Below are 20,511 nucleotides of genomic sequence, written 5' to 3' on the forward strand. Positions count from 1 at the left end.
CCGGCACACCCCCGGGAATATTATTAAAATTAGATACTTTCACCATTCAAAGTGAAGCATGAGAAAGATTCTTTTTAGCCTGTTTATTGCCATTTTAACATTTTCCGCCTGTTCGTCGTCAAAAAAGGCCCAAAATGGTGAAATTAAGCAGGGTATTTCTGGAAACATCACAGAAGTTAAGGGAAATCAGATGCCAAAAGTCGGTATTCAGCCACCTACCCCCAAACCCGTATCAACCACTCTTTTTGTCTATTTACCCACCCATATCTCACAGGTAACACCGGTAGAACCCGGATCACCCCTATATACGGCAATTAACAGCAAACTGGTTGCTTCTGTTCAATCAGACAGTCTGGGTCGTTACAGTGTTGCTTTGCCAGTAGGATCCTACTCGCTTTTTGTTAAGAAAGGTGCGCATTATTTTGCCAATTTGTTCGACACACAAAACAATATTCAACTGGTACAGGTTGATTCAGGGAAAATTACACCCATGAATATCCTGATTAATTCTAGTGCAACTTATTAACCTAACAAAGGTTACCTTTGCATCCCTGATTTCGGTTTTTAACCGATAGCAGGATTGGCACTATGAACCTGAATGTGTTGTTGGAGCAGTACCAGAATAACCCCCGGCTATTTCAGCTGGTGGACAGGCTCTCTTTTTCCCAACCTCAGCAAATTTTCCTGAAGAACCTGCAAGGTAGTAGCTCCGAATTCGTTGTGAGTAGTGTGTTTAGCCATCCTTCCTGCCAAGAGCTTAATCATTTAGTAGTATTGAATGATGCTGAGGAAGCAGCTTATTTTCATAACACACTCGAAAACCTTACATCGGCGCTTGACCTTTTTTATTTTCCTTCCTCCTTCAAAAACCGCAAAAATTTCCGGATACTTAACAGCTCACATGTAATGCTTCGTACTGAAGCACTTACCAGACTGGTCGCGGGAGGAAATAAAAAAATACTGGTAACTTATCCTGAAGCGATTTTTGAAAAAGTAGTACTACCGAAAACCCTCAGCAGTAATATCATTACCATCAAAACAAATGATACCATTAATCCAGACAGTTTAATGGAATTATTCGTAATGTATGGGTTTGAACGTACAGACTTCGTATACGAACCCGGACAGTTCGCCATAAGAGGTGGTATTCTCGATATTTATTCATTCGGAAATGAAAAACCCTACCGCGTCGAACTCTTTGGCAACGAAGTAGACAGCATCCGCATATTCGATCCGGAAACACAGTTGAGTGAGCGAAAATTATTACAGGTAAGTATCATTCCAAATGTTGAAACACAATTCAGCACAGAAGAAAAAGTTTCCTTATTTGAGTTTCTTAGTCCAAATACAACCATCTGGCTGAAAGACTGGGACGTTATATCCGAGAAAGTACAACAACAATATGATGAAATGCTCGGATTTGTTGAGCTGCTGAAAGACGGATACCAGATGAAAGGCAATGAGGATGATGAAGAGATCAGGGTGCTCAAAGAGATATCAGCAGAGGATTTCGTAACTATATCTTCGATCGAAGAAGCTATTCAACAAAGACATATCATCGAATTTGGTTACAAACCACAGCTGGCTAATTCAATCATTGAGTTCAACACAAAAGCACAACCTTCTTTTAACAGACAGTTTGATCTGTTGATACAAAACCTCTCTGTTCATGAAGCTGCTAAATACCAGATTTACATTTTCGCTGAGCAGGTAAAACAGCTTGAAAGACTAAACACCATTTTTGCCGACCTGAAAACGGAAATTCAATTTGTTCCGGTACCAACTGGCATTCATGAAGGCTTTATTGATGAAGACCTGAAAATTCTTTGTTATACTGATCACCAGATTTTTCAGCGTTACCACAAATACAAGGTTAAACAGGCTTATAATAAAAACAAAGCACTTACCCTTAAAACCTTACGGGATCTTCAGCCTGGAGATTATGTAACACATATCGATCATGGTGTGGGGACATATAGTGGATTGCAGAAACTTGAAGTGAATGGAAAACTACAGGAGGCGGTAAGGATTATTTATAAAGACAGTGATATACTTTATGTAAACATCAATTCACTTCATAAAATATCAAAGTATACCGGTAAGGAAGGAACGGTTCCGAAGATCAATAAACTGGGTAGTGATGTTTGGGCAAGATTAAAAGAGAAAACAAAAACAAAAGTCAAAGAAATCGCCTTTGACCTGATTAAACTTTACGCACAAAGAAAAGCACAGGAAGGCTTTGCACATACGCCGGATACTTACCTTCAAACAGAACTGGAAGCATCTTTTATTTATGAAGATACCCCGGATCAAAGTAAGGCAACAGCAGATGTGAAAAAGGATATGGAAAGTCCTTCACCGATGGACCGACTAGTTTGCGGTGATGTAGGATTCGGTAAAACCGAGATCGCGGTGCGTGCTGCTTTTAAATCGGTAGTAGATGGTAAACAGGCTGCCGTACTTGTGCCAACTACTATTCTTGCATTCCAGCATTTTAAAACATTCAAAGAAAGACTGAAAGATTTCCCTGTTACTGTTGATTATATCAACCGGTTTAAATCGGCTAAAGAGAAAAAAGAAACGCTGAAAAAAGTAGAAGAAGGTAAGGTTGATATCATAGTGGGAACACATGGTTTATTGGGGAAAGAAGTGAAATTCAAAGACCTTGGTGTGATGATCATTGATGAGGAACAGAAGTTTGGTGTTGCGCACAAAGAGAAATTGAAAACATTAAAAACCAATGTTGACTGTTTAACACTCACTGCAACACCCATACCACGTACACTGCAATTTAGTTTAATGGGTGCACGTGACCTCAGCATCATAAATACGCCACCACCTAACAGACAGCCTATACAGACAGAAGTGCAGGTGTTTAATGATGATTTTATACGTGAAGCTATTTATTACGAAACAGAGCGCGGTGGTCAGGTATTCTTCATACATAACCGTGTAGTAGGATTATCGGAAATGAGTGCCATGTTGCAGGGGTTATGTCCGGATTTAAGTATTGGGTTTGCTCACGGGCAATTAGAAGGACATGAACTGGAAGAAAGGATCATGGATTTTATTGACAAGAAGTATGATGTACTTGTTTGTACCAATATTGTGGAGAGTGGGGTTGATATACCGAATGTAAATACCATCATCGTAAATAATGCCCACCAGTTTGGATTAAGTGATCTTCACCAGTTACGTGGGCGGGTAGGGAGGAGTAATAAGAAGGCTTTCTGTTATTTACTTGCTCCTCCAATGAGTACTTTACCTACAGATTCGAGGAAACGATTACAAACCCTGGAGCAGTTCAGTGATTTAGGAAGTGGTTTCCAGATTGCCATGCGCGACCTGGATATACGTGGTGCAGGAAATCTGTTGGGAGGGGAGCAGAGTGGATTTATGGCTGAGATAGGTTTTGAGATGTACCAGAAAATCCTGGAGGAAGCGATCAGAGAACTGAAGCGTACTTCTTTCAAAGATTTGTTTAAAGAAGAGATCAGCAAGCAGGATGATTATGTGAGTGATTGTACCATTGATACCGATCTGGAAATACTCATACCGGATAGTTATGTTGAAAGTATTGCTGAGCGTTTATCACTTTATTCGAGATTGGATAATTGTGAGAAAGAAGAAGAATTACAGGCTTTCCACCATGAAATGTTAGATCGTTTCGGCCCGATGCCATCTTCTGTAACAGATTTGTTTACCACTGTAAGATGTCGCTGGAGGGCAGTAGAAATAGGCTTTGAAAAAATGACACTGAAGCAGGATACGCTTCGTTGTTATTTTATCAACCGACCCGACTCTCCTTATTTTGAATCGGCATTATTTAAAAATGTGCTGGCTTATTTACAAACAGGAACTAATAAGGCAAGATTGAAACAGGCGGGTAAAAATTTCTTACTGGTAGTAGATGATATCAAAGATATGGATGCCATGTTGCGATTCCTGGATGGTATGCATAAGGGAGTTATTCAGCAACCTGCAACTAATTAGCTATAAAAAAAGCCGCTCATTTGAGCGGCCTTGAATAAGTTTTTAAGGCAAGTCTTATTAAAATCCTTTTTTAGCAACGCCATCAGCAATTGCCTGTAAGGCTTTGGCTTCTCCAAGTATGGCCGCCATTTTATTTCCTTTTCCATCATGTCCGGCAGCCATATAACCGCCGCGTGCAGTTTTAGTAATCACTGCATCCTGCATGGGAACATTTTTTTCCTTGGTTTTCAGACAGTATGCCTTGATCATTTTTGAAGTGTCCATTTTTTAGCATTTAATGTGTTAGTAAATAAACTAGGGTTATGTTTCCACAACTTAGTCTTTTTTATTGAAAATCAAAAGCAATGGGAAAAATAGTAATCCACAGGGGGGCGGTCAATTGTCAATAGTGAATTGTCCATTTTTTAAGTTTTAAAACTATTGACAATTCACTATTGACAATTGACATCGCTTACACATCTATTTTCGCATACTTCGCATGGCTCTCGATAAACTCGCGGCGTGGGGCTACTTCGTCGCCCATCAGCATACTGAAGATGCGATCGGCTTCTGCTGCGCTTTCGATGGTTACCTGTTTCAGTGTGCGACGAGCAGGGTCCATAGTGGTTTCCCATAACTGGTCTGCGTTCATTTCACCCAAACCTTTGTATCGCTGAATGGTAACGCTGTCGTCTTTTCCGCCACCTAATTTTTCGATCCACATTTTCCTTTGCTCTTCATTGTAGGCGTATTGTTGATCCTTTCCTTTTTTTACCAGATAAAGTGGTGGTTGTGCTATGTATACATAACCTTGCTCTACCATTTCTTTCATGTAGCGGAAAATAAAGGTAAGGATCAGTGTAGCGATATGCGATCCATCCACATCGGCATCCGTCATGATGATGAGTTTGTGGTAGCGCAGTTTGGTAATATTTAAAGCTTTTGGATCATCAGGTGTACCAACTGTTACGCCAAGGGCGGTGTACATATTCCGGATCTCCTCATTTTCATAAATCTTATGTTCCATCGCTTTCTCTACGTTCAGGATTTTACCCCGGAGTGGAAGAATCGCCTGATAGCTTCTGTCGCGTCCCTGCTTTGCAGTTCCACCTGCCGAGTCTCCCTCAACAAGATAAAGCTCACATTTCTGAGGATCTCGTTCACTGCAGTCTGCAAGTTTACCAGGCAAACCACCTCCGGTAAGTACAGTTTTACGCTGTACCATATCACGGGCTTTTTTTGCAGCAACCCTCGCCTGTGCAGCTAATACGATTTTAGAGATAACATGTTTGGCTTCTTTTGGATTTTCTTCCAGGTAAGCTTCAAGTACGCGTGCAACGGTGGTCTGCACTACACCACTTACTTCACTGTTACCCAATTTTGTTTTAGTCTGACCCTCAAACTGAGGCTCTGGTACTTTTACAGAAATGATGGCGCTTAGTCCTTCACGAAAATCATCTCCTTCCACCTGCACTTTTGCTTTTTCAAAAAGCCCTTCTTTATCACCATAACTTTTGAAAACCCTAGTGAGTGCCTGACGGAATCCGGTTACGTGTGTACCACCTTCGATGGTATTGATATTATTTACGTAAGAGAAAATATGCTCTTTAAAATCATCATTATAGGTTAGTGCTACTTCAACCGCCACATTGGTGGTTTCATCATGTCCTTCCACATAAAGCGGATTAGCAATGATAGGGGAGCGGTGTCCGTTCTTGTCGAGCATCTCAACAAACTCTACGATACCGCCTTCGCTGTAAAAATTTTTTGAGTAAACATTTCCTTCCTCATCTTTTTCACGCAGATCAGTTAGTGTGATACTGATGCGTTTGTTCAGGTAGCTAAGCTCCCGCAAACGACCTTCCAGTATATCTTTCTTGTAAACTGTTTCCTGAAAAATAGTTGCATCCGGCCAGAAACGAACATGGGTACCAGTTATACTACTTTCACCGATTTCCCTCACAGGATACTGGGGAACACCAATTTTATATTCCTGTTCGAATATTTTTCCTTCGCGGTGAACGGTTACATGTAAAGTGGTACTGAGTGCATTCACGCAACTTACCCCTACACCGTGCAAACCTCCGGATACTTTATAGGTGTTCTTATCGAATTTACCCCCTGCATGAAGTACCGTCATTACAACTTCCAGGGCACTCTTTTTTTCCTTGCTATGCATGGCTGTAGGGATACCACGACCATCATCCTGTACACTGATAGAGTTATCCTCATGAATGGTTACGCTGATGTTTTTACAATAGCCGGCCAATGCCTCATCAATAGAGTTGTCCACTACTTCATAAACCAGGTGGTGAAGACCTTTTACACCCACATCGCCAATATACATGGCGGGTCTTTTTCTAACGGCTTCTAATCCCTCTAAAACCTGTATACTGTCGGCACCATAATTCTTATTCTGGGCCTCGTTACTGTTCAATTGTTCTTGATCCATAAATGCTTGTGAATCCTGTGTTTAAGTGAATTTTCGCAGGTCGACAAAGCTAACGAAAATAACCCTCTTTTTATGCTAAAAAAAAGGCTGGTTTTCCACATTTTACAGGCTATAAAACGGCTTTTTGCGACCTGCTTTTTTACAGTGTTATGACATCCCCACGGTCTTATTTTACGTTAATTTGATGTTTATACATTAATTTTGTAGACTGATGGTAGAAGTAATGGACATATTGAGGGTAGCGCATAAAGGTGGGATTGAGCCAACCATGGATCTTTTATACCAGAAACAGCAACATATTCCTGGTTCAATTCAATACAATATCAAGAGATATTATGCCCAGCACCCCTGGGTAGCAGACGATACAGGAATGATGGTTTACCACTATAATAGCCGTAAACCCGAGGAGAACTATCTGGAACTTCGGTATTGTACCACAGGAAACCGCTACTGCGCCGAAAAAAGTTGCGCACAATGCACCGAACTTCCTACCAATAATTGCAGCGGAAAACACCAGACAGTAGATGTATTCACTTTCCATTTTACTGCTACTTTTTTGCACCAGTTTGTACATAATGTAAAACTGAGCAACCGGAAAGACGAAGTACTCGCTTTCAAACATCCTTATGCTTTTACCAAAGTATTTCCACTTTGTAGCAAGAAAAGAAATGCACTGGATGCATTACTAAACCATAGTTATTCCGGCGCCCTTGAGAACATATTTGTAAATGCCAAAGTGCATGAACTGCTTTTATACAGTCTCGATTGCCTTGTAGATGAAAAAGAGGAAGGCTTTACCTGTAAATTCCTCGCCGATGAAAGTGGACGCGATCGTATTTATCAAGCCCGTGAAATTTTATTGCAACATATCGGCGATCCTATCACTATCAAGGAACTAAGCCGTAAAGTCGCCATGAACGAATGTTATCTTAAAAAAGGATTCAAAGAAGTTTTTGGTACTACAATTTTCGACTTCTACCAGCAACAAAGAATGGAACATGCCAAATACCTCCTTTATGAAAAAGGACTTAGCGTTACAGATGTTTCAGCGCTATTAGGCTATTCTTCTATCTCGCATTTTTCAGCCGCTTTCAAAAAACATACCGGCTTAAAACCCTGCGATCTGCTGAGATAATTATTACCGTTATGTAGCGGAACAAAATCTGAGAAAGATACTACCGGGCTTCACAAGCGATCTCCATGGACTATGGACCATAGACCATAGTCCATAGTTGCAAACCATCCTTGATTCGCATTAATAGATTTATTACCTTCCTTTTCCCAAAGCCATTAAAACTATGAGAAACTACCTCCTTATTGCCTTGCTATTTCTATTAGGTGCCTGCAACAACCACAAAGTTGATACCATCATTCATAACGCTGTGATCTATACGGTAGATAGTGCATTCACTACTGCAGAAGCAATGGTTATTGAAGATGGATTAATTGTTGCTACCGGTACAAATAAAGAGATCATGGAATCCTATCAGGCCGATGAACTGATAGATGCTGGTGGACAAGCCATTTATCCCGGTTTAATTGATGCACACGCACATTTTGTTGGATATGGACGATCATTGTTTCAGGTAGATTTATTTGGTGCCACTACCTGGGAAGAAACCGTGGCAAGGGTAAAAGCATTTGCCGATCAATATCCCGATATATATTGGATACAAGGAAGAGGGTGGGATCAAAACCGCTGGCCCGGTAAAAGTTTTCCTACCAATGAAGCTCTGAATCAATTATTTCCGGACAAACCTGTGGTGCTTACCAGGGTTGATGGACATGCTTCCATCGCCAATCAAAAAGCATTGGACCTGGCTGGTATCCAGGCCGGACAAACAGTAGTTGGTGGGTCAATTGAAGTGAAAAACGGACAACTTACCGGCGTACTGATTGATAATGCCGACAATAAAGTATATGCCCAAATACCCGCACCAAATAAAGCTACTTATACCCAATGGCTCCAGGCAGCTGAGAAAAATTGTTTTGCACAAGGACTCACTACCATCACCGATTGCGGATTACATTATACGGATGTTGAAGCAATCGATACCCTTCAAAGAGAAGGAAAATTAAACATGCGTTTGTATGTTATGCTTAGCGATGATGAATCGAATTATGAAAAATTTCTTACAAAAGGTCCTTATAAAACAGATCGTCTTTTCGTAAAAGGTATTAAAGTATATGCAGACGGAGCTTTAGGAAGCCGCGGAGCCTGTTTATTAAAACCATATTCTGACAGAAAAGATTGGTCCGGATTTCTATTACGTAATAAAAACCATTACGATTCTTTAGCCGCTGTTTTATCAAAAACAGATTTTCAAATGTGTACACATGCAATTGGTGATAGTGCAAACAGAGAAATGCTCAATATCTATAATAAATACCTGGGTGGCAAAAACGATAAACGCTGGCGCATAGAACATGCACAAGTAATACATCCTAACGATTTTAATCTCTTTGCCAGTGCAAGTATAATTCCGTCTGTACAACCTACTCATGGCACCAGTGATATGTATTGGGCGGAAGAAAGACTGGGCCCTGAAAGGGTGAAAGGTGCTTATGCTTTCAAACAATTATTGCTGCAAAATGGATGGATACCCCTCGGCACAGATTTTCCTGTTGAAGATATTTCTCCTTTCAAAACTTTTCTGGCTGCAGTGGTAAGAAAAGATGCAAAAGGATTTCCTGAAGGTGGTTTTCAAATGGAAAATGCACTAAGCAGAGAAGAAACCATTCGCGGTATGACCATCTGGGCCGCTAAAGCAAGCTTCCTCGAAAAAGAAGTAGGTAGCCTCGAAAAAGGAAAGAAAGCAGATTTTATTATCCTTGATCAGGATCTTATGAAAGTTGCACCCGAGAAAATATTGTCTACAAAAGTAAAAGCAACTTACTCTGGCGGAAAAAAAGTACATGGGGAATAAAAATAGCCACAGATTCACAGATTAATTCGCTATAATCTGTGAATCTGTGGCTAAATAAAATCCTATGCATTTAGCTGATAACAGTCAACTTAGCAACTAAATCTCCCCCACCATATCCCCAGGAATAACCCATGCATCAAATTCTTCCGGAGTAAGATATCCCAGCTTCACGGCCATCTCTTTTAAGGTAGTTCCTTCTTTATGTGCTTTTTGCGCAATTTCGGCTGCTTTGTAATAACCGATTTTAGTATTAAGCGCAGTTACCAGCATCAAGCTATTGTCTACATGTTTTTTGATATTGGCTTCCAAAGGTTCAATACCTACCGCACATTTATCATTGAAGCTTACACATCCATCACCGATCAGTCTTGCACTGTGCAGGAAATTATAAATCATTACCGGCTTAAATACATTGAGTTCAAAGTGACCTGTTGCACCGCCTATATTTATCGCAACATCATTTCCTAATACCTGTGCAGCAATCATGGTAAGTGCTTCACACTGGGTAGGATTTACTTTGCCTGGCATGATCGATGAACCTGGCTCATTATCAGGGATAAAAATTTCACCAATACCGCTTCTTGGTCCAGAACTCAGCATACGGATATCGTTGGCGATTTTCATCAGGCTAACTGCAACAGTCTTCAATGCACCATGGGCTTCAACAATGGCATCATGCGCAGCCAGCGCTTCAAATTTATTCTCAGCAGTTACGAATGGTAAGCCTGTGAGATTGGCAATATGTTTGGCAACATTTTCTGCATATCCTTTAGGGGTATTAATACCTGTTCCAACTGCTGTACCACCCAAAGCAAGTTCACTCAGGTGGGCAAGTGTATTATTGATGGCTTTCAAACCATGGTCTAGCTGACTAACATAACCACTGATTTCTTGTCCAAGGGTTAATGGCGTAGCATCCATAAAATGCGTACGACCAATTTTCACCACATGCATAAAAGCTTTGCTTTTAGCAGCCAGTGTATCCCTCAGTTTCTTAATGCCTGGAATGGTTACTTCCAACAATATTTTATAAGCTGCAATATGCATCGCTGTTGGAAAAGTATCATTGGATGATTGTGATTTATTTACATCATCATTTGGATGAAGGAATTTGTCTTTGTCGTTAAGATTACCACCCTTCATAACATGACCACGATAAGCAACAACTTCATTAACGTTCATGTTGCTCTGGGTACCAGAACCAGTTTGCCAAACTACGAGAGGAAATTGATCATCTAGTTTGCCGGAAAGTATTTCATCACAAACTTCTCCAATCAAAGTAGCTTTTTCTTCTGCTAAAACGCCCGCATCAAAATTGGTAAGAGCGGCAGCTTTTTTCAGGTAAGCAAAAGCCTGGATAATTTCTTTAGGCATTCTGTTGATATCCTGCGCAATGCGGAAATTCTCAATACTGCGCTGAGTCTGGGCGCCCCAGTAAACATGAGCAGGTACTTTAACCTCACCCATCGTGTCTTTTTCAATACGAAATTCCATGTTCCGGATTTTAAATGATCAGGTATAATGAATTGCGGTGCAAAGTTACTAAGAAGGAGAGGTAAATTGGGAAAAAACATTCCTTTTAGCTTCAGGCTGCAGGCCGCAAGCTAAAAGCCTTGATGGGTGCTTATTATAGAAATTCTGCTTTTAATGGTATTAAAGAGGGGGAGAAAATTTAAAGTCAGTTACTTAAAGAAATATTTGGTTGCCGTAAATGCATTATCTGTTATTAATAGAACACGGATTTTCATGATTTTCAGGATTTTTCATGATAGATCTTGAAAATCATGAAGATCTGTGTGCCATCCTAAGTGGGACTCGCAGCAAATTTCCCTGTTGCTTTGTATTTACGTTAAATAACGGATAAATACGATGGTTTTGCTTATTTTTCGTTCTTCTAAAATGATTTGATATGTATAAAATCCTTTTATCCCTTTGTTTAATCCTCAGTATTTCCAGCCGGGCACAACAAACGGAAAATATCATTATCATAACCACCGATGGCTTTCGTTGGCAGGAATTATTCAAGGGAATGGCTGAATCACTGGCAAAAGATAAGCGGTTTAACCAGGACGATAGCGCTGGCATTTTTAAGCAATTCGGGGCAGCTACCGAGGAAGAAAAGAGACAAAAACTGATGCCTTTTTTCTGGAATATCATTGCCAAAAAAGGACAAATATTCGGTAACAGAACCTTGGGGAGTAAAGTAAATGTTTCAAACAGATATTGGTTCTCATATCCGGGGTATAACGAGATATTATCGGGTTATGCGGATGACAGGATTGATGCGAATGATTATCCTGCTAATCCTAATATCACCATTACAGAATTTTTCAATCAACAACCGGCATTAAAGGGAAAAGTAGGTGCGTTCGGTGCATGGGAGGCTTTTAACAGAATATTGAACGAGAATAGAAGCGGCGTACCAGTAGTTGCCGCTTATGATACCTGTGGTGGTGCATCACCTAACGCCAATGAATTAATGATCAATAAATTACTCAGGGATTCCCAAAAGCATTGGGGGGAAGAATGTTTCGATGTATTTACCCATCATGCAGCTATGGAATACCTAAAAAAGGAAGCGCCTAAAGTTATGTACATAGCTTATGGAGAAACGGATGAATGGGCACATGGATGGAAATACAAATATTACCTACAGGCTGCACAGCAGGTAGATAAATGGATACAGGAAATTTGGAACTATATTCAATCTACCCCTGGTTATAAGGATAAAACAACTTTGTTTATTACCACCGATCACGGCAGGGGAGATAAGGATAAATCAAAGTGGACCAGCCATGGCAGCGATATTGAAGGGGCCGATGAAATATGGTTTGCAGTTATGGGGCCTGATACAAAAGCTGCAGGTGAATCAAAAAGAGAAGGGCAATATTTTCAGAAACAATTCGCTCAAACCATTGCCCGTTTAATGGGGTATGAGTTTAAAGCTGATCAGCCCATTGCAGAAGCCATTGATTCGCTATTCAGAAAATAAAAAATATCCGGAGATTTATTATTTTCCTGAAGCACTTAATTGCAATTGGCTTTTAGCTATTAGCCATTTGCAATTAACGCGAATTAAAGATTGAAGTATGCATTAAAGCTTATAGCGTATAATTGTTCAATATAGTCTCCAGGAAAGTTGGAATGCGATCTTTAGATGTCGCGTATGATGGAACACAGATTATCATGATTTTCAGGATTTATCATGATAGATCTTGAAAATCATGATAATCTGCGTTCTATCAATAACAAGGAGTGCACAAACAGCAACAAATATTTCTTTAACCAGCTCATTTTAAATCATCTAATTCGCTTGCCCTGTCATTTATTCGATTAAGAGCAGATAGCCTACAATTACCGCAAATCCTGGCTAACAGCTAACAGCTAAATGCTAAAAGCTGTTTTCCCCCACTCCTCGTTCAACCCTTGATTCGTATTATTAGCCAAATCATTTCCCCTTGAATATCGCTTTTCTTTTTTCAAGAAATGCAGTGGTTCCTTCTTTCATATCTTCTGTACCAAAACAGTCACCGAAGGCATTTACTTCAACAGCAAAACCATTTTTAGTTTCATCAAAAACAGCATTTGCAGCTTCAATACATTTTGCCACAGCAATAGGTGCTTTGGTATTGATTAATGATAATATAGCCGTGGCTTTAGCAATCAATTCTTCCTGTGGTACCACATAGTTTACCAGTCCGAGCTGAAGCGCTGTATTAGCATCAATCATGCCGGCACTCATCAATAATTCCAATGCCCTTCCTTTGCCTATTAGTTGCACCAATCTTTGTGTTCCGCCATAACCCGGAATTAAACCCAGGTTCACTTCTGGCTGTCCAAATTTCGCGTTATCCGATGCCAGTCTGAAATGGCAACTCATCGCCAACTCACAACCTCCGCCCAAAGCAAATCCATTAACACATGCTACAACAGGTTTTGGTGAATGTTCTATTTTAAAGAAAATATCCTGTCCCCTTTTGGCGAGTGCCTTGCCTTCTTCTACCGATGCGCCACTGAATTCGCTGATATCGGCACCTGCAACAAATGCTTTTGGACCAGCGCCGGTTATAATTACGGACTTAATAGCATCATTGCTATATACTTCATTCATTACAGCATCCAGATCGGCCATTACCTGCTGATTTAGTGCATTAAGTTTATCGGGACGATTTATGGTAATAATAAATATTCCATTTTCTAAACTGGTAACTAAAGTTTGATACATGGCAATTTGTTTTCACAAAAATACGATTGCAGACGGGTTCTTTTGTATTTTGTAATATGAATCTGATTGAGGGAATACTCTATACCGGAATTTTTGTTTTTGCTGCAACAGGAGCACTCAAGGCACGTACACATCAAATGGATATATTTGGTGCAACGGTTGTTGCTTTTGCTACCGCTTATGGTGGCGGTACTATAAGAGATTTACTGATTGGTATTCGACCTGTAAACTGGATGAACGATTATTTTGCATTAGGCCTGGTTGTTTCTGCAGTTTTAATTATTTCTCTCCTCAAAACCAATCCTGCACGTTTTCGTAGAACGCTTTTTTTTACAGATGCAATCGGATTGGGCATGTTTACTGCGGGTGGCATTGAAAGAAGCCTGGCTTATGGTGTAAATGAAGGTTATGCCGTAATTATGGGTGTAATGTCTGCCACATTTGGCGGATTAATTGCCGATATGATATGCGGGGAAGTTCCTAATCTGTTGAAGAAAGGAGAGCTATATGCTACTGCCTGTGCAATAGGAGGTGCGATATATATTTTATTGAAGAATACAGGACTGGCCTATAATCCTGGTTTATTTATTTGCGTGGTTATCATAGTTGGCATTCGCATTTTATCGAAAAGAAAAAGATTAAGGCTGCCGGAAATATAGTTGTAGGCCATAGACCATAGACCATAGTCCATGGTCCATGGTCTATGGTCCATGATCCCGATCAGTTAAACAGATAAGTCCTTAAAAAATCCAGCGTTCTTTTCTTCGCAAGTAAATTGGCCTTAGCATCTTCACTTGTTCCTGTACTTCCGTCGAAACTGTGTGCAGCATTATCATACACATGGAGAGACATAGGCGCCGATAAATTAGATTGCTGTGCTTTTAATATCAGTCCATCATACGCGCTGATATTTGTGTTATTGTCGCTATTACTATACAAGGTTGTATATAGCGGATCCTTTCCTGCTGCATGTATCATAATCGGCGCATAAGGAATATATTTTCCATTACTCGGTGTACCCGGGCGACCATAATAACTAAACATAGCAGCTCCGGGATAATAAGATACTGCCGCAACAAAACCACCTTCAGCGGGGCGCTGTGCTGGTGCAAGAACGCCATTTGTATAGGTAACACCTCCGCTTATGAGTGACCATGTAGGTTTACTCACAGCTTGTGCATCAACCATGGTGCTCAATACACTGGTACCTCCATGTGAAAAGCCGAGCAAAGCAATTTTATTTGATTTAATCCTGCTCAGTGTTCTCAGGTAACTAAGTCCTGCATAAGCATCTCTGGGACGGATGAATTCTGCGGCAAGGAAAATGTTTTCCGGTGGAGCTTTATCATGAAAATCTTTCACACCCCTGGCAGAGTAGCTGTCGACAAAAAGTGCAGCAATTTTATTAACCCTGAAGGAGTCGATCCAAATACTGAACTGACTGGTTAATTGTGTATTGGTCAGGTCCGAACTACTCCATAAACCACCACTTCCATGTTGTACTACCACTGCAGGTACACTTACTGAAGAAGCTGGTATAAACAGAATGGCTTTTAATGGGTCGCCACCGGTTGGATTGGTTAAACTGATCGTTTGAATTATTTCAGGCTGAGTATTATTGCCACCTGTAGGCGTTGTGTTTTGAGGTGTTTCAACGGCTTTTTTGCCGCAGGAAATCATGGTGAAAACCATGAAAAATCCGATGATTCCTTTGTGTAATATTTGTTTCATAAACATTGCTCCGGGTAAATGGGCTGCAAAGGTCCACATTGGAAATCTGTAAATGAAATTATATTGGTTCGGTCGGAGGAATAACAGGGTGAACGGTTGCTATAAACGGATGAATTACATAAAACCTTATTGTCGTAGAATCTTTTCCATCGCTTTCCCCTTCGCTAACTCATCAATGAGTTTATCCATATAGCGAATTTTTTGCATGAGAGGGTCCTGAATTTCTTCTACCCTATACCCGCATATAACACCGGTAATTTTTGAAACATTGGGATGCAACTGCGGGGCTTCCGCAAAGAAAGTTTCCAAACTTACTTTCTTGTCTATCTGCTTCTGGTAAGCTTTTTCTGTATAACCCGTTAACCAGCAGATAATGGTATCCACTTCTTCTTTTGTACGCCCCTTTTTTGTTGCCTTGGTAATATAATGGGGATACACACTTGCGAAAGACATTTTAAATACCCGGGCGTTATCCATTCTTTTTTGTTAGATTAAGTTTACGAAATCAACTGAGTATATTATTTCAAAATAGTTTACACAACATCAGTAATTAAAACTCTCTGTTTTCCCGCACCCATTCAGTAATATAACTAGCTATCTCACCTGTTGCTGTGCCTGGTGCAAATAGTTTTCCTACGCCCATATCGTTAAGCGTTTTCATGTCGTCTTCTGGAATAATACCGCCGCCAGTAAGTAAAACATCGTTCATTCCTTTTTCTTTCAGTAATTGAATTACTTTAGGGAATACCGTTAAATGGGCGCCACTGAGTATACTGATGCCAATTGCATCAACGTCTTCCTGTAAGGCAGCATTTACCACCATTTCCGGGGTTTGGCGCAGACCGGTATAAATAACTTCCATACCTGCATCCCTCAACGCGGTGGCAATTACTTTGGCACCACGATCGTGACCATCAAGTCCAACTTTTGCTACCAGTACACGTACCGGGCGATTAGAATTACTCATGCAATCGTTTTATCCTGCAAAAATACGAATCATTTCCTTTGAAAGCGAGCTTTCAGTGCGGCTACACTTCTTTCTGTAATTGCTTTTAGCGAGTCATTGCCATTTTCAAATAAGATGATTTTAGTGCCGGTTTCACGGAATAATGGATAATCGATAACATCCTTAACCGTATGTTTTTCAAATTGCTGAAAAACGATATCATCCTGGTCAGGCATATTTTTACCAATCAGGATGAGATGTTTGAAATTAAAATGGTCTGGCATCCAAAACAGGAATGATGCATTATCACTGTAAACGGTCGGGAGACCTACTGTTTTACTGTAATAATTTAATGCACCTGCTGTATAGTAACCACGACAATAAATCAAGGTTCTTTTTTGTTGACTATCCGGCAAACTTTTGTACAATGCCGCTGTTTTCTCGGCAAGTAATTTCCATCCAATCATATCAGCATAATCCTGTGGGAGAGGATGGTATTGCTGGTCTTCCCATTTAAAACTTCCGGTCTTATTTAATCCTCTTTTTTCATACCATGCTGCCAGAGTTTCTGGTTTTTGAATGGGAAGTAATAATCGAAGAATAAAGAAGCCCAAAATGATCGGAATAAAAACAAACACATAGCGCAGCGCGCGGGCCTTAACGACAGTTAATTTTTCCAGGTAAAAACCGCCGAAAGCAAATAACATAGGATAAACACCGGCAGCATAATAACTTTTACCATTCATATAGGTAAGTAATGCTATTACAAAAAGATAGGATAACCCGATACTGCGATAAGGTTTTCCGGCACTGGTAAACAAAGTGAAATACAAACCTGCTATCCAGATAAATACACAAGGAAGAAACATCATAAACTGATCTGTGAGGAAGTCTAATGGGTTTATAAACTGTAGCTGTTCTTCCTTCAGTTCTGCCATATGTGAAATAATAGGAAAATTATGGTTGTATTGCCACAATATATTAGGTAACATAATGATTAGGGCTAGCGCTGCAGCATAATATAGATGTTTATTGAGTAATACACTTCTTTGTTTTGTCAGTAGCAAACCTGCCAGCAGACTTGCCGTATAAAATGCAACGGAATATTTACTCAGCATGCCAAGTCCAACACTTATACCAAACACATAAAGCCAGGTGTTTTTCGATGTTTGGAAATATCGTATTAAGGCAAAAGCATTAAGGGTCCAGAAAAAAACATCGAGAAAGTTGGGATGGAAATAATAAAACAAACGAATATACCCAGTGCTGATAAATGGAACAAAAGCAAGCAGTATAGCAAATGAGCGACCGCCCAATGCAATTATGATCCTGCCCATCATTATAAAAGTAAAAGATCCTAATAATGCTGGCCACAATTTCACCCAAAAAATGGATGCCCCGAACGCATTACTTATCCAGGCCATGAATGATAGCATTGGCGGAACTTCTAAGAATCCGGCTGCGAGGTGTTTTCCTTCCGCGAGGTAGAGATATTCATCTCTGTGCAATTCATAAAATGGGTGAACTAGAAGAAAGGGGACTATGAATCGGATAATTGCCAGTACATAGAGAAGCCTTACAGGATTTTTCATGCAACTTGTTTGGAGGAAGATACAAATGATCCTGTTAATAAGTGTATTGATTGCCACTGAAGGCACAGAAAGACACTGAAAATTTCTGTGCTCTCTGTGCCTTCAGTGGCAATTATCTTTCCTTAAGCCAGCAAAGAAAGTGTATGCTTAATCCTTCCCACTGTATCTTCTTTCCCAATCAATGCCGCAATATCAAAAACCCCCGGACCAAATTTGCCTCCAACCAGCATGATGCGAAAAGGAAGCATTAGCTCGCCTGGTTTTAATTGATTGGCCGCTGAGAGTTCTTTGAATTCTTTTTCAAGATCAGCTGTTTCCCAAAGTGTACTTAGTTCGTAGGCGCGAATAAGCTCAGTGAAAAATAAATTTTTCTTTTCATCCCATTTAGGTTTGATTGAGTCTAAATCTACTTGTTTAGGTGCCTCAAAAAAGAAAAGAGTTTGCGCAGCAAAATCAGGTAATAATGTACAACGCTCTTTTACAAGATCAATTACTTTATGTAAAAAAGTAGGGGTGGTTATGGTAATATTTTGGTCTTCCAGCAAAGACTGTACTGCAGGAGCGAGTTTGTCTGCATCTGTTTTTTTTATCCATTCATGATTGTACCATTTGGCTTTTTCGTAATCAAATTTCGCACCTCCTTTATGAACACGATCCATAGAAAACTTTTGGATCAGTTCGTCCAATGTAAAAATTTCCTGATCAGTACCATCGTTCCACCCCAGCATTGCGAGGAGGTTAACAAAAGCCTCTGGTAAAAATCCTCTTTCTTTAAATCCAATGGTTGTTTCATTTGTTTTTGGATCCGTCCAGTCCATGGCAAATACAGGGAAACCCAGTCTGTCGCCATCACGTTTGCTTAGTTTGCCATTTCCATCAGGCTTTAATATGAGTGGAAGGTGTGCCCATTGTGGCATGCTGTCGATCCAGCCAAGGTATTTCCATAATAACAAATGAACGGGGGCGGAGGGTAGCCATTCTTCACCGCGGAAAGCGTGCGATATTTGCATCAGGTAATCATCCACTACTACTGCAAGATGGTAGGTAGGCATGCCATCTGCTTTTAATAATACTTTATCATCCACCTGTGAAGTTTGAAAACTTACTTCGCCGCGAATCATATCATTAAAGCTGACGGTTTCATTTTCCGGCATTTTAATACGAACCACATAAGGCATTCCCTCACTCATCAGGCGTGTTACTTCATCATCGCCCAGTGTAAGTGAGTTGCGCATTTTAGTGCGAATCTGCTGGTTGTATTGAGGAGAAGGGTTTTCAGAAGTTTTAAAGTTGTTACGCATCGCTTCCAGTTCTTCCGGCGTATCGAATGCATAATAGGCATATCCTGCATGAACCAATTGCTCTGCATATTGGCGATAATTCTCTTTACGCTCACTTTGCCTGTATGGCGCAAAAGCACCCCCGTGTTTTGGACTTTCGTCTGGAATAAGTCCGCACCATTCCAGTGTCTGAAAAATATAATCTTCTGCTCCCGGTACAAAACGCGTTTGGTCGGTATCTTCAATTCTAACGATAAAATCTCCGCCATTTTGTTTGGCGAACAGGTAGTTGAATAAAACGGTTCTAACCCCTCCCAGATGAAGTCCGCCAGTAGGTGAAGGAGCGAAACGTACACGTACTTTGTTTGTCATAGGGCAAAGATAAAGGATAGAATACAGACCATGGTCAATGGTCCATAGTCCATAGTAAATGGTCAAAGACCAATAGACTTAGTTTGTGACATTGTTCCAATCCAAATACTATGGCCTATGATCTATGGTCCATGGACTAAAACCTATCTTTGAAAAATGTATCTCTCCAAAACTCCATTCTGGCTTCGGGCTTTATACCCTTCTTTGGTATGGCGTATGCCTGGTAAGGAGAAAAAAATTTACCTGACTTTTGATGACGGCCCTCATCCGGTGGCTACGCCATTTGTGTTGGATGAGTTGGCGAAATATGGGGCGAAAGCCAGTTTTTTTTGTATTGGAAAGAATGTGGCGGCAGAGCCAGCTATTTTCCAACGGATTCTTGATGAGGGACATACCATTGGCAACCACACCCACCACCATTTAAATGGGTGGCAGACAGATGATGCTGCCTATCTGGAAGATATACAAACAGCAGATAAGTATATTCAATCGAACCTTTTTCGGCCACCCTACGGACGCATTAAGCGATCGCAGATAAATGCACTGCGGCAACAGCATTTCAGGATCATCATGTGGGATGTGCTAAGTGCCGATTTCGATACGCAGTTAACGCCACAGGCTAGTCTGGCCTATGTAGTTTACCATACCAAACCTGGTTCGATTGTATTGTTTCACGACAGCGAAAAAGCATGGGACCGGATGTCGTTTGCATTGCCGGCTATGCTGAAATATTTTTCAGGAGAAGGTTATGTTTTCGAGTCTTTATAATGTGGGGCAGAGATTAATGCTTTTAGGTGTTAGGTGTTAGGTATTAGGATTAGCTAAGAAAATATTAAAGCTCTAATAATACCTGGCGCCAGGCATCAAGCATCAATCCCTAACCCCTAATACCTAACACCTAACCCAGACGGGGGAAAAGGCAAAAAAATAGCCAGAGTAGACACTCCGGCTTTACATTTTAATCCGTACCCTATGAAAACAATCTTTTATCAGCTGTAGGCTGATATTAAATCT

The 20,511-nt window shown here is 40.4% G+C and carries 16 protein-coding genes; 7 read left to right on the top strand and 9 right to left on the bottom strand.

The annotated features are described in order from the left end of the window. The first annotated feature begins 58 nt into the window (after positions 1 to 58). Both ACH30E_RS09490 and mfd read left to right on the top strand, forming a co-directional pair. A complete protein-coding gene (locus ACH30E_RS09490) occupies positions 59 to 526 on the top strand; it encodes a hypothetical protein (protein WP_490824615.1) in 468 nt (155 codons plus the stop codon). Positions 527 to 588: 62 nt separating this feature from the next. After that, positions 589 to 3,993: a transcription-repair coupling factor gene (gene mfd / locus ACH30E_RS09495; RefSeq protein WP_490824616.1), complete on the top strand. Its 3,405-nt coding sequence runs from the start codon at positions 589 to 591 to the stop codon at positions 3,991 to 3,993. A gap of 57 nt (positions 3,994 to 4,050) precedes the next feature. On the opposite strand, the gene ACH30E_RS09500 is transcribed toward mfd, so the two are convergent. Beyond that, complete coding sequence (locus tag ACH30E_RS09500; protein WP_026768059.1) at positions 4,051 to 4,257, bottom strand: hypothetical protein; 207 nt, start codon at positions 4,255 to 4,257, stop codon at positions 4,051 to 4,053. A gap of 187 nt (positions 4,258 to 4,444) precedes the next feature. Beyond that, a complete protein-coding gene (gene gyrB / locus ACH30E_RS09505) occupies positions 4,445 to 6,424 on the bottom strand; it encodes a DNA topoisomerase (ATP-hydrolyzing) subunit B (protein ID WP_294997057.1) in 1,980 nt (659 codons plus the stop codon). 211 nt (positions 6,425 to 6,635) lie between these two features. Between gyrB and ACH30E_RS09510 the strand changes: the two genes are divergently transcribed. Beyond that, positions 6,636 to 7,559 (top strand): helix-turn-helix domain-containing protein, encoded by a 924-nt coding sequence (locus tag ACH30E_RS09510; protein ID WP_294997058.1) that lies wholly within the window; start codon positions 6,636 to 6,638, stop codon positions 7,557 to 7,559. A gap of 163 nt (positions 7,560 to 7,722) precedes the next feature. Next, entirely contained in the window at positions 7,723 to 9,351 is a 1,629-nt protein-coding gene (locus tag ACH30E_RS09515) for an amidohydrolase (RefSeq protein ID WP_490824617.1), read from the top strand. Between the two features lie 96 nt (positions 9,352 to 9,447). Here ACH30E_RS09515 and fumC read toward each other — a convergent pair whose 3' ends face one another. Next, a complete protein-coding gene (gene fumC / locus ACH30E_RS09520; protein ID WP_294997061.1) occupies positions 9,448 to 10,845 on the bottom strand; it encodes a class II fumarate hydratase in 1,398 nt (465 codons plus the stop codon). A gap of 415 nt (positions 10,846 to 11,260) precedes the next feature. Here fumC and ACH30E_RS09525 point away from each other — a divergent pair, with 415 nt between their 5' ends. Next, a complete protein-coding gene (locus ACH30E_RS09525; protein ID WP_490824618.1) occupies positions 11,261 to 12,343 on the top strand; it encodes an alkaline phosphatase family protein in 1,083 nt (360 codons plus the stop codon). Between the two features lie 456 nt (positions 12,344 to 12,799). Here ACH30E_RS09525 and ACH30E_RS09530 read toward each other — a convergent pair whose 3' ends face one another. Then, entirely contained in the window at positions 12,800 to 13,576 is a 777-nt protein-coding gene (locus ACH30E_RS09530) for an enoyl-CoA hydratase/isomerase family protein (RefSeq protein WP_490824619.1), read from the bottom strand. A gap of 56 nt (positions 13,577 to 13,632) precedes the next feature. Between ACH30E_RS09530 and ACH30E_RS09535 the strand changes: the two genes are divergently transcribed. Further along, positions 13,633 to 14,235 carry a trimeric intracellular cation channel family protein gene (locus ACH30E_RS09535; protein ID WP_294997068.1) on the top strand — a complete coding sequence of 201 codons (603 nt, stop codon included), beginning with the start codon at positions 13,633 to 13,635 and terminating at the stop codon, positions 14,233 to 14,235. Between the two features lie 61 nt (positions 14,236 to 14,296). Here the strand turns inward: ACH30E_RS09535 and ACH30E_RS09540 are convergent, their stop codons facing one another. The 5 genes from ACH30E_RS09540 to gltX all read right to left on the bottom strand — a co-directional run bounded on the left by ACH30E_RS09540 (position 14,297) and on the right by gltX (position 19,497). Further along, positions 14,297 to 15,307, bottom strand: coding sequence for a dienelactone hydrolase family protein (locus ACH30E_RS09540; protein WP_490824621.1), 1,011 nt, complete (start codon positions 15,305 to 15,307; stop codon positions 14,297 to 14,299). A 126-nt stretch (positions 15,308 to 15,433) separates the two neighbouring features. After that, entirely contained in the window at positions 15,434 to 15,784 is a 351-nt protein-coding gene (locus tag ACH30E_RS09545) for a DUF2200 domain-containing protein (protein WP_490824622.1), read from the bottom strand. Positions 15,785 to 15,857: 73 nt separating this feature from the next. Then, the gene (locus ACH30E_RS09550; RefSeq protein ID WP_490824623.1) at positions 15,858 to 16,274 is read right to left on the bottom strand and encodes a cobalamin B12-binding domain-containing protein; all 417 of its coding nucleotides are present in this window, start codon (positions 16,272 to 16,274) and stop codon (positions 15,858 to 15,860) included. A gap of 29 nt (positions 16,275 to 16,303) precedes the next feature. Further along, a complete protein-coding gene (locus ACH30E_RS09555; RefSeq protein WP_490824625.1) occupies positions 16,304 to 17,845 on the bottom strand; it encodes a glycosyltransferase family 39 protein in 1,542 nt (513 codons plus the stop codon). 122 nt (positions 17,846 to 17,967) lie between these two features. Next, complete coding sequence (gltX, locus tag ACH30E_RS09560; RefSeq protein WP_490824627.1) at positions 17,968 to 19,497, bottom strand: glutamate--tRNA ligase; 1,530 nt, start codon at positions 19,495 to 19,497, stop codon at positions 17,968 to 17,970. A 156-nt stretch (positions 19,498 to 19,653) separates the two neighbouring features. On the opposite strand from gltX, the gene ACH30E_RS09565 reads away from it, so the two are divergent. Then, positions 19,654 to 20,265 (top strand): polysaccharide deacetylase family protein, encoded by a 612-nt coding sequence (locus ACH30E_RS09565; protein ID WP_490824629.1) that lies wholly within the window; start codon positions 19,654 to 19,656, stop codon positions 20,263 to 20,265. Positions 20,266 to 20,511: the final 246 nt, after the last annotated feature.

The organism is Sediminibacterium sp. FW305-C-61, from assembly GCF_058231065.1.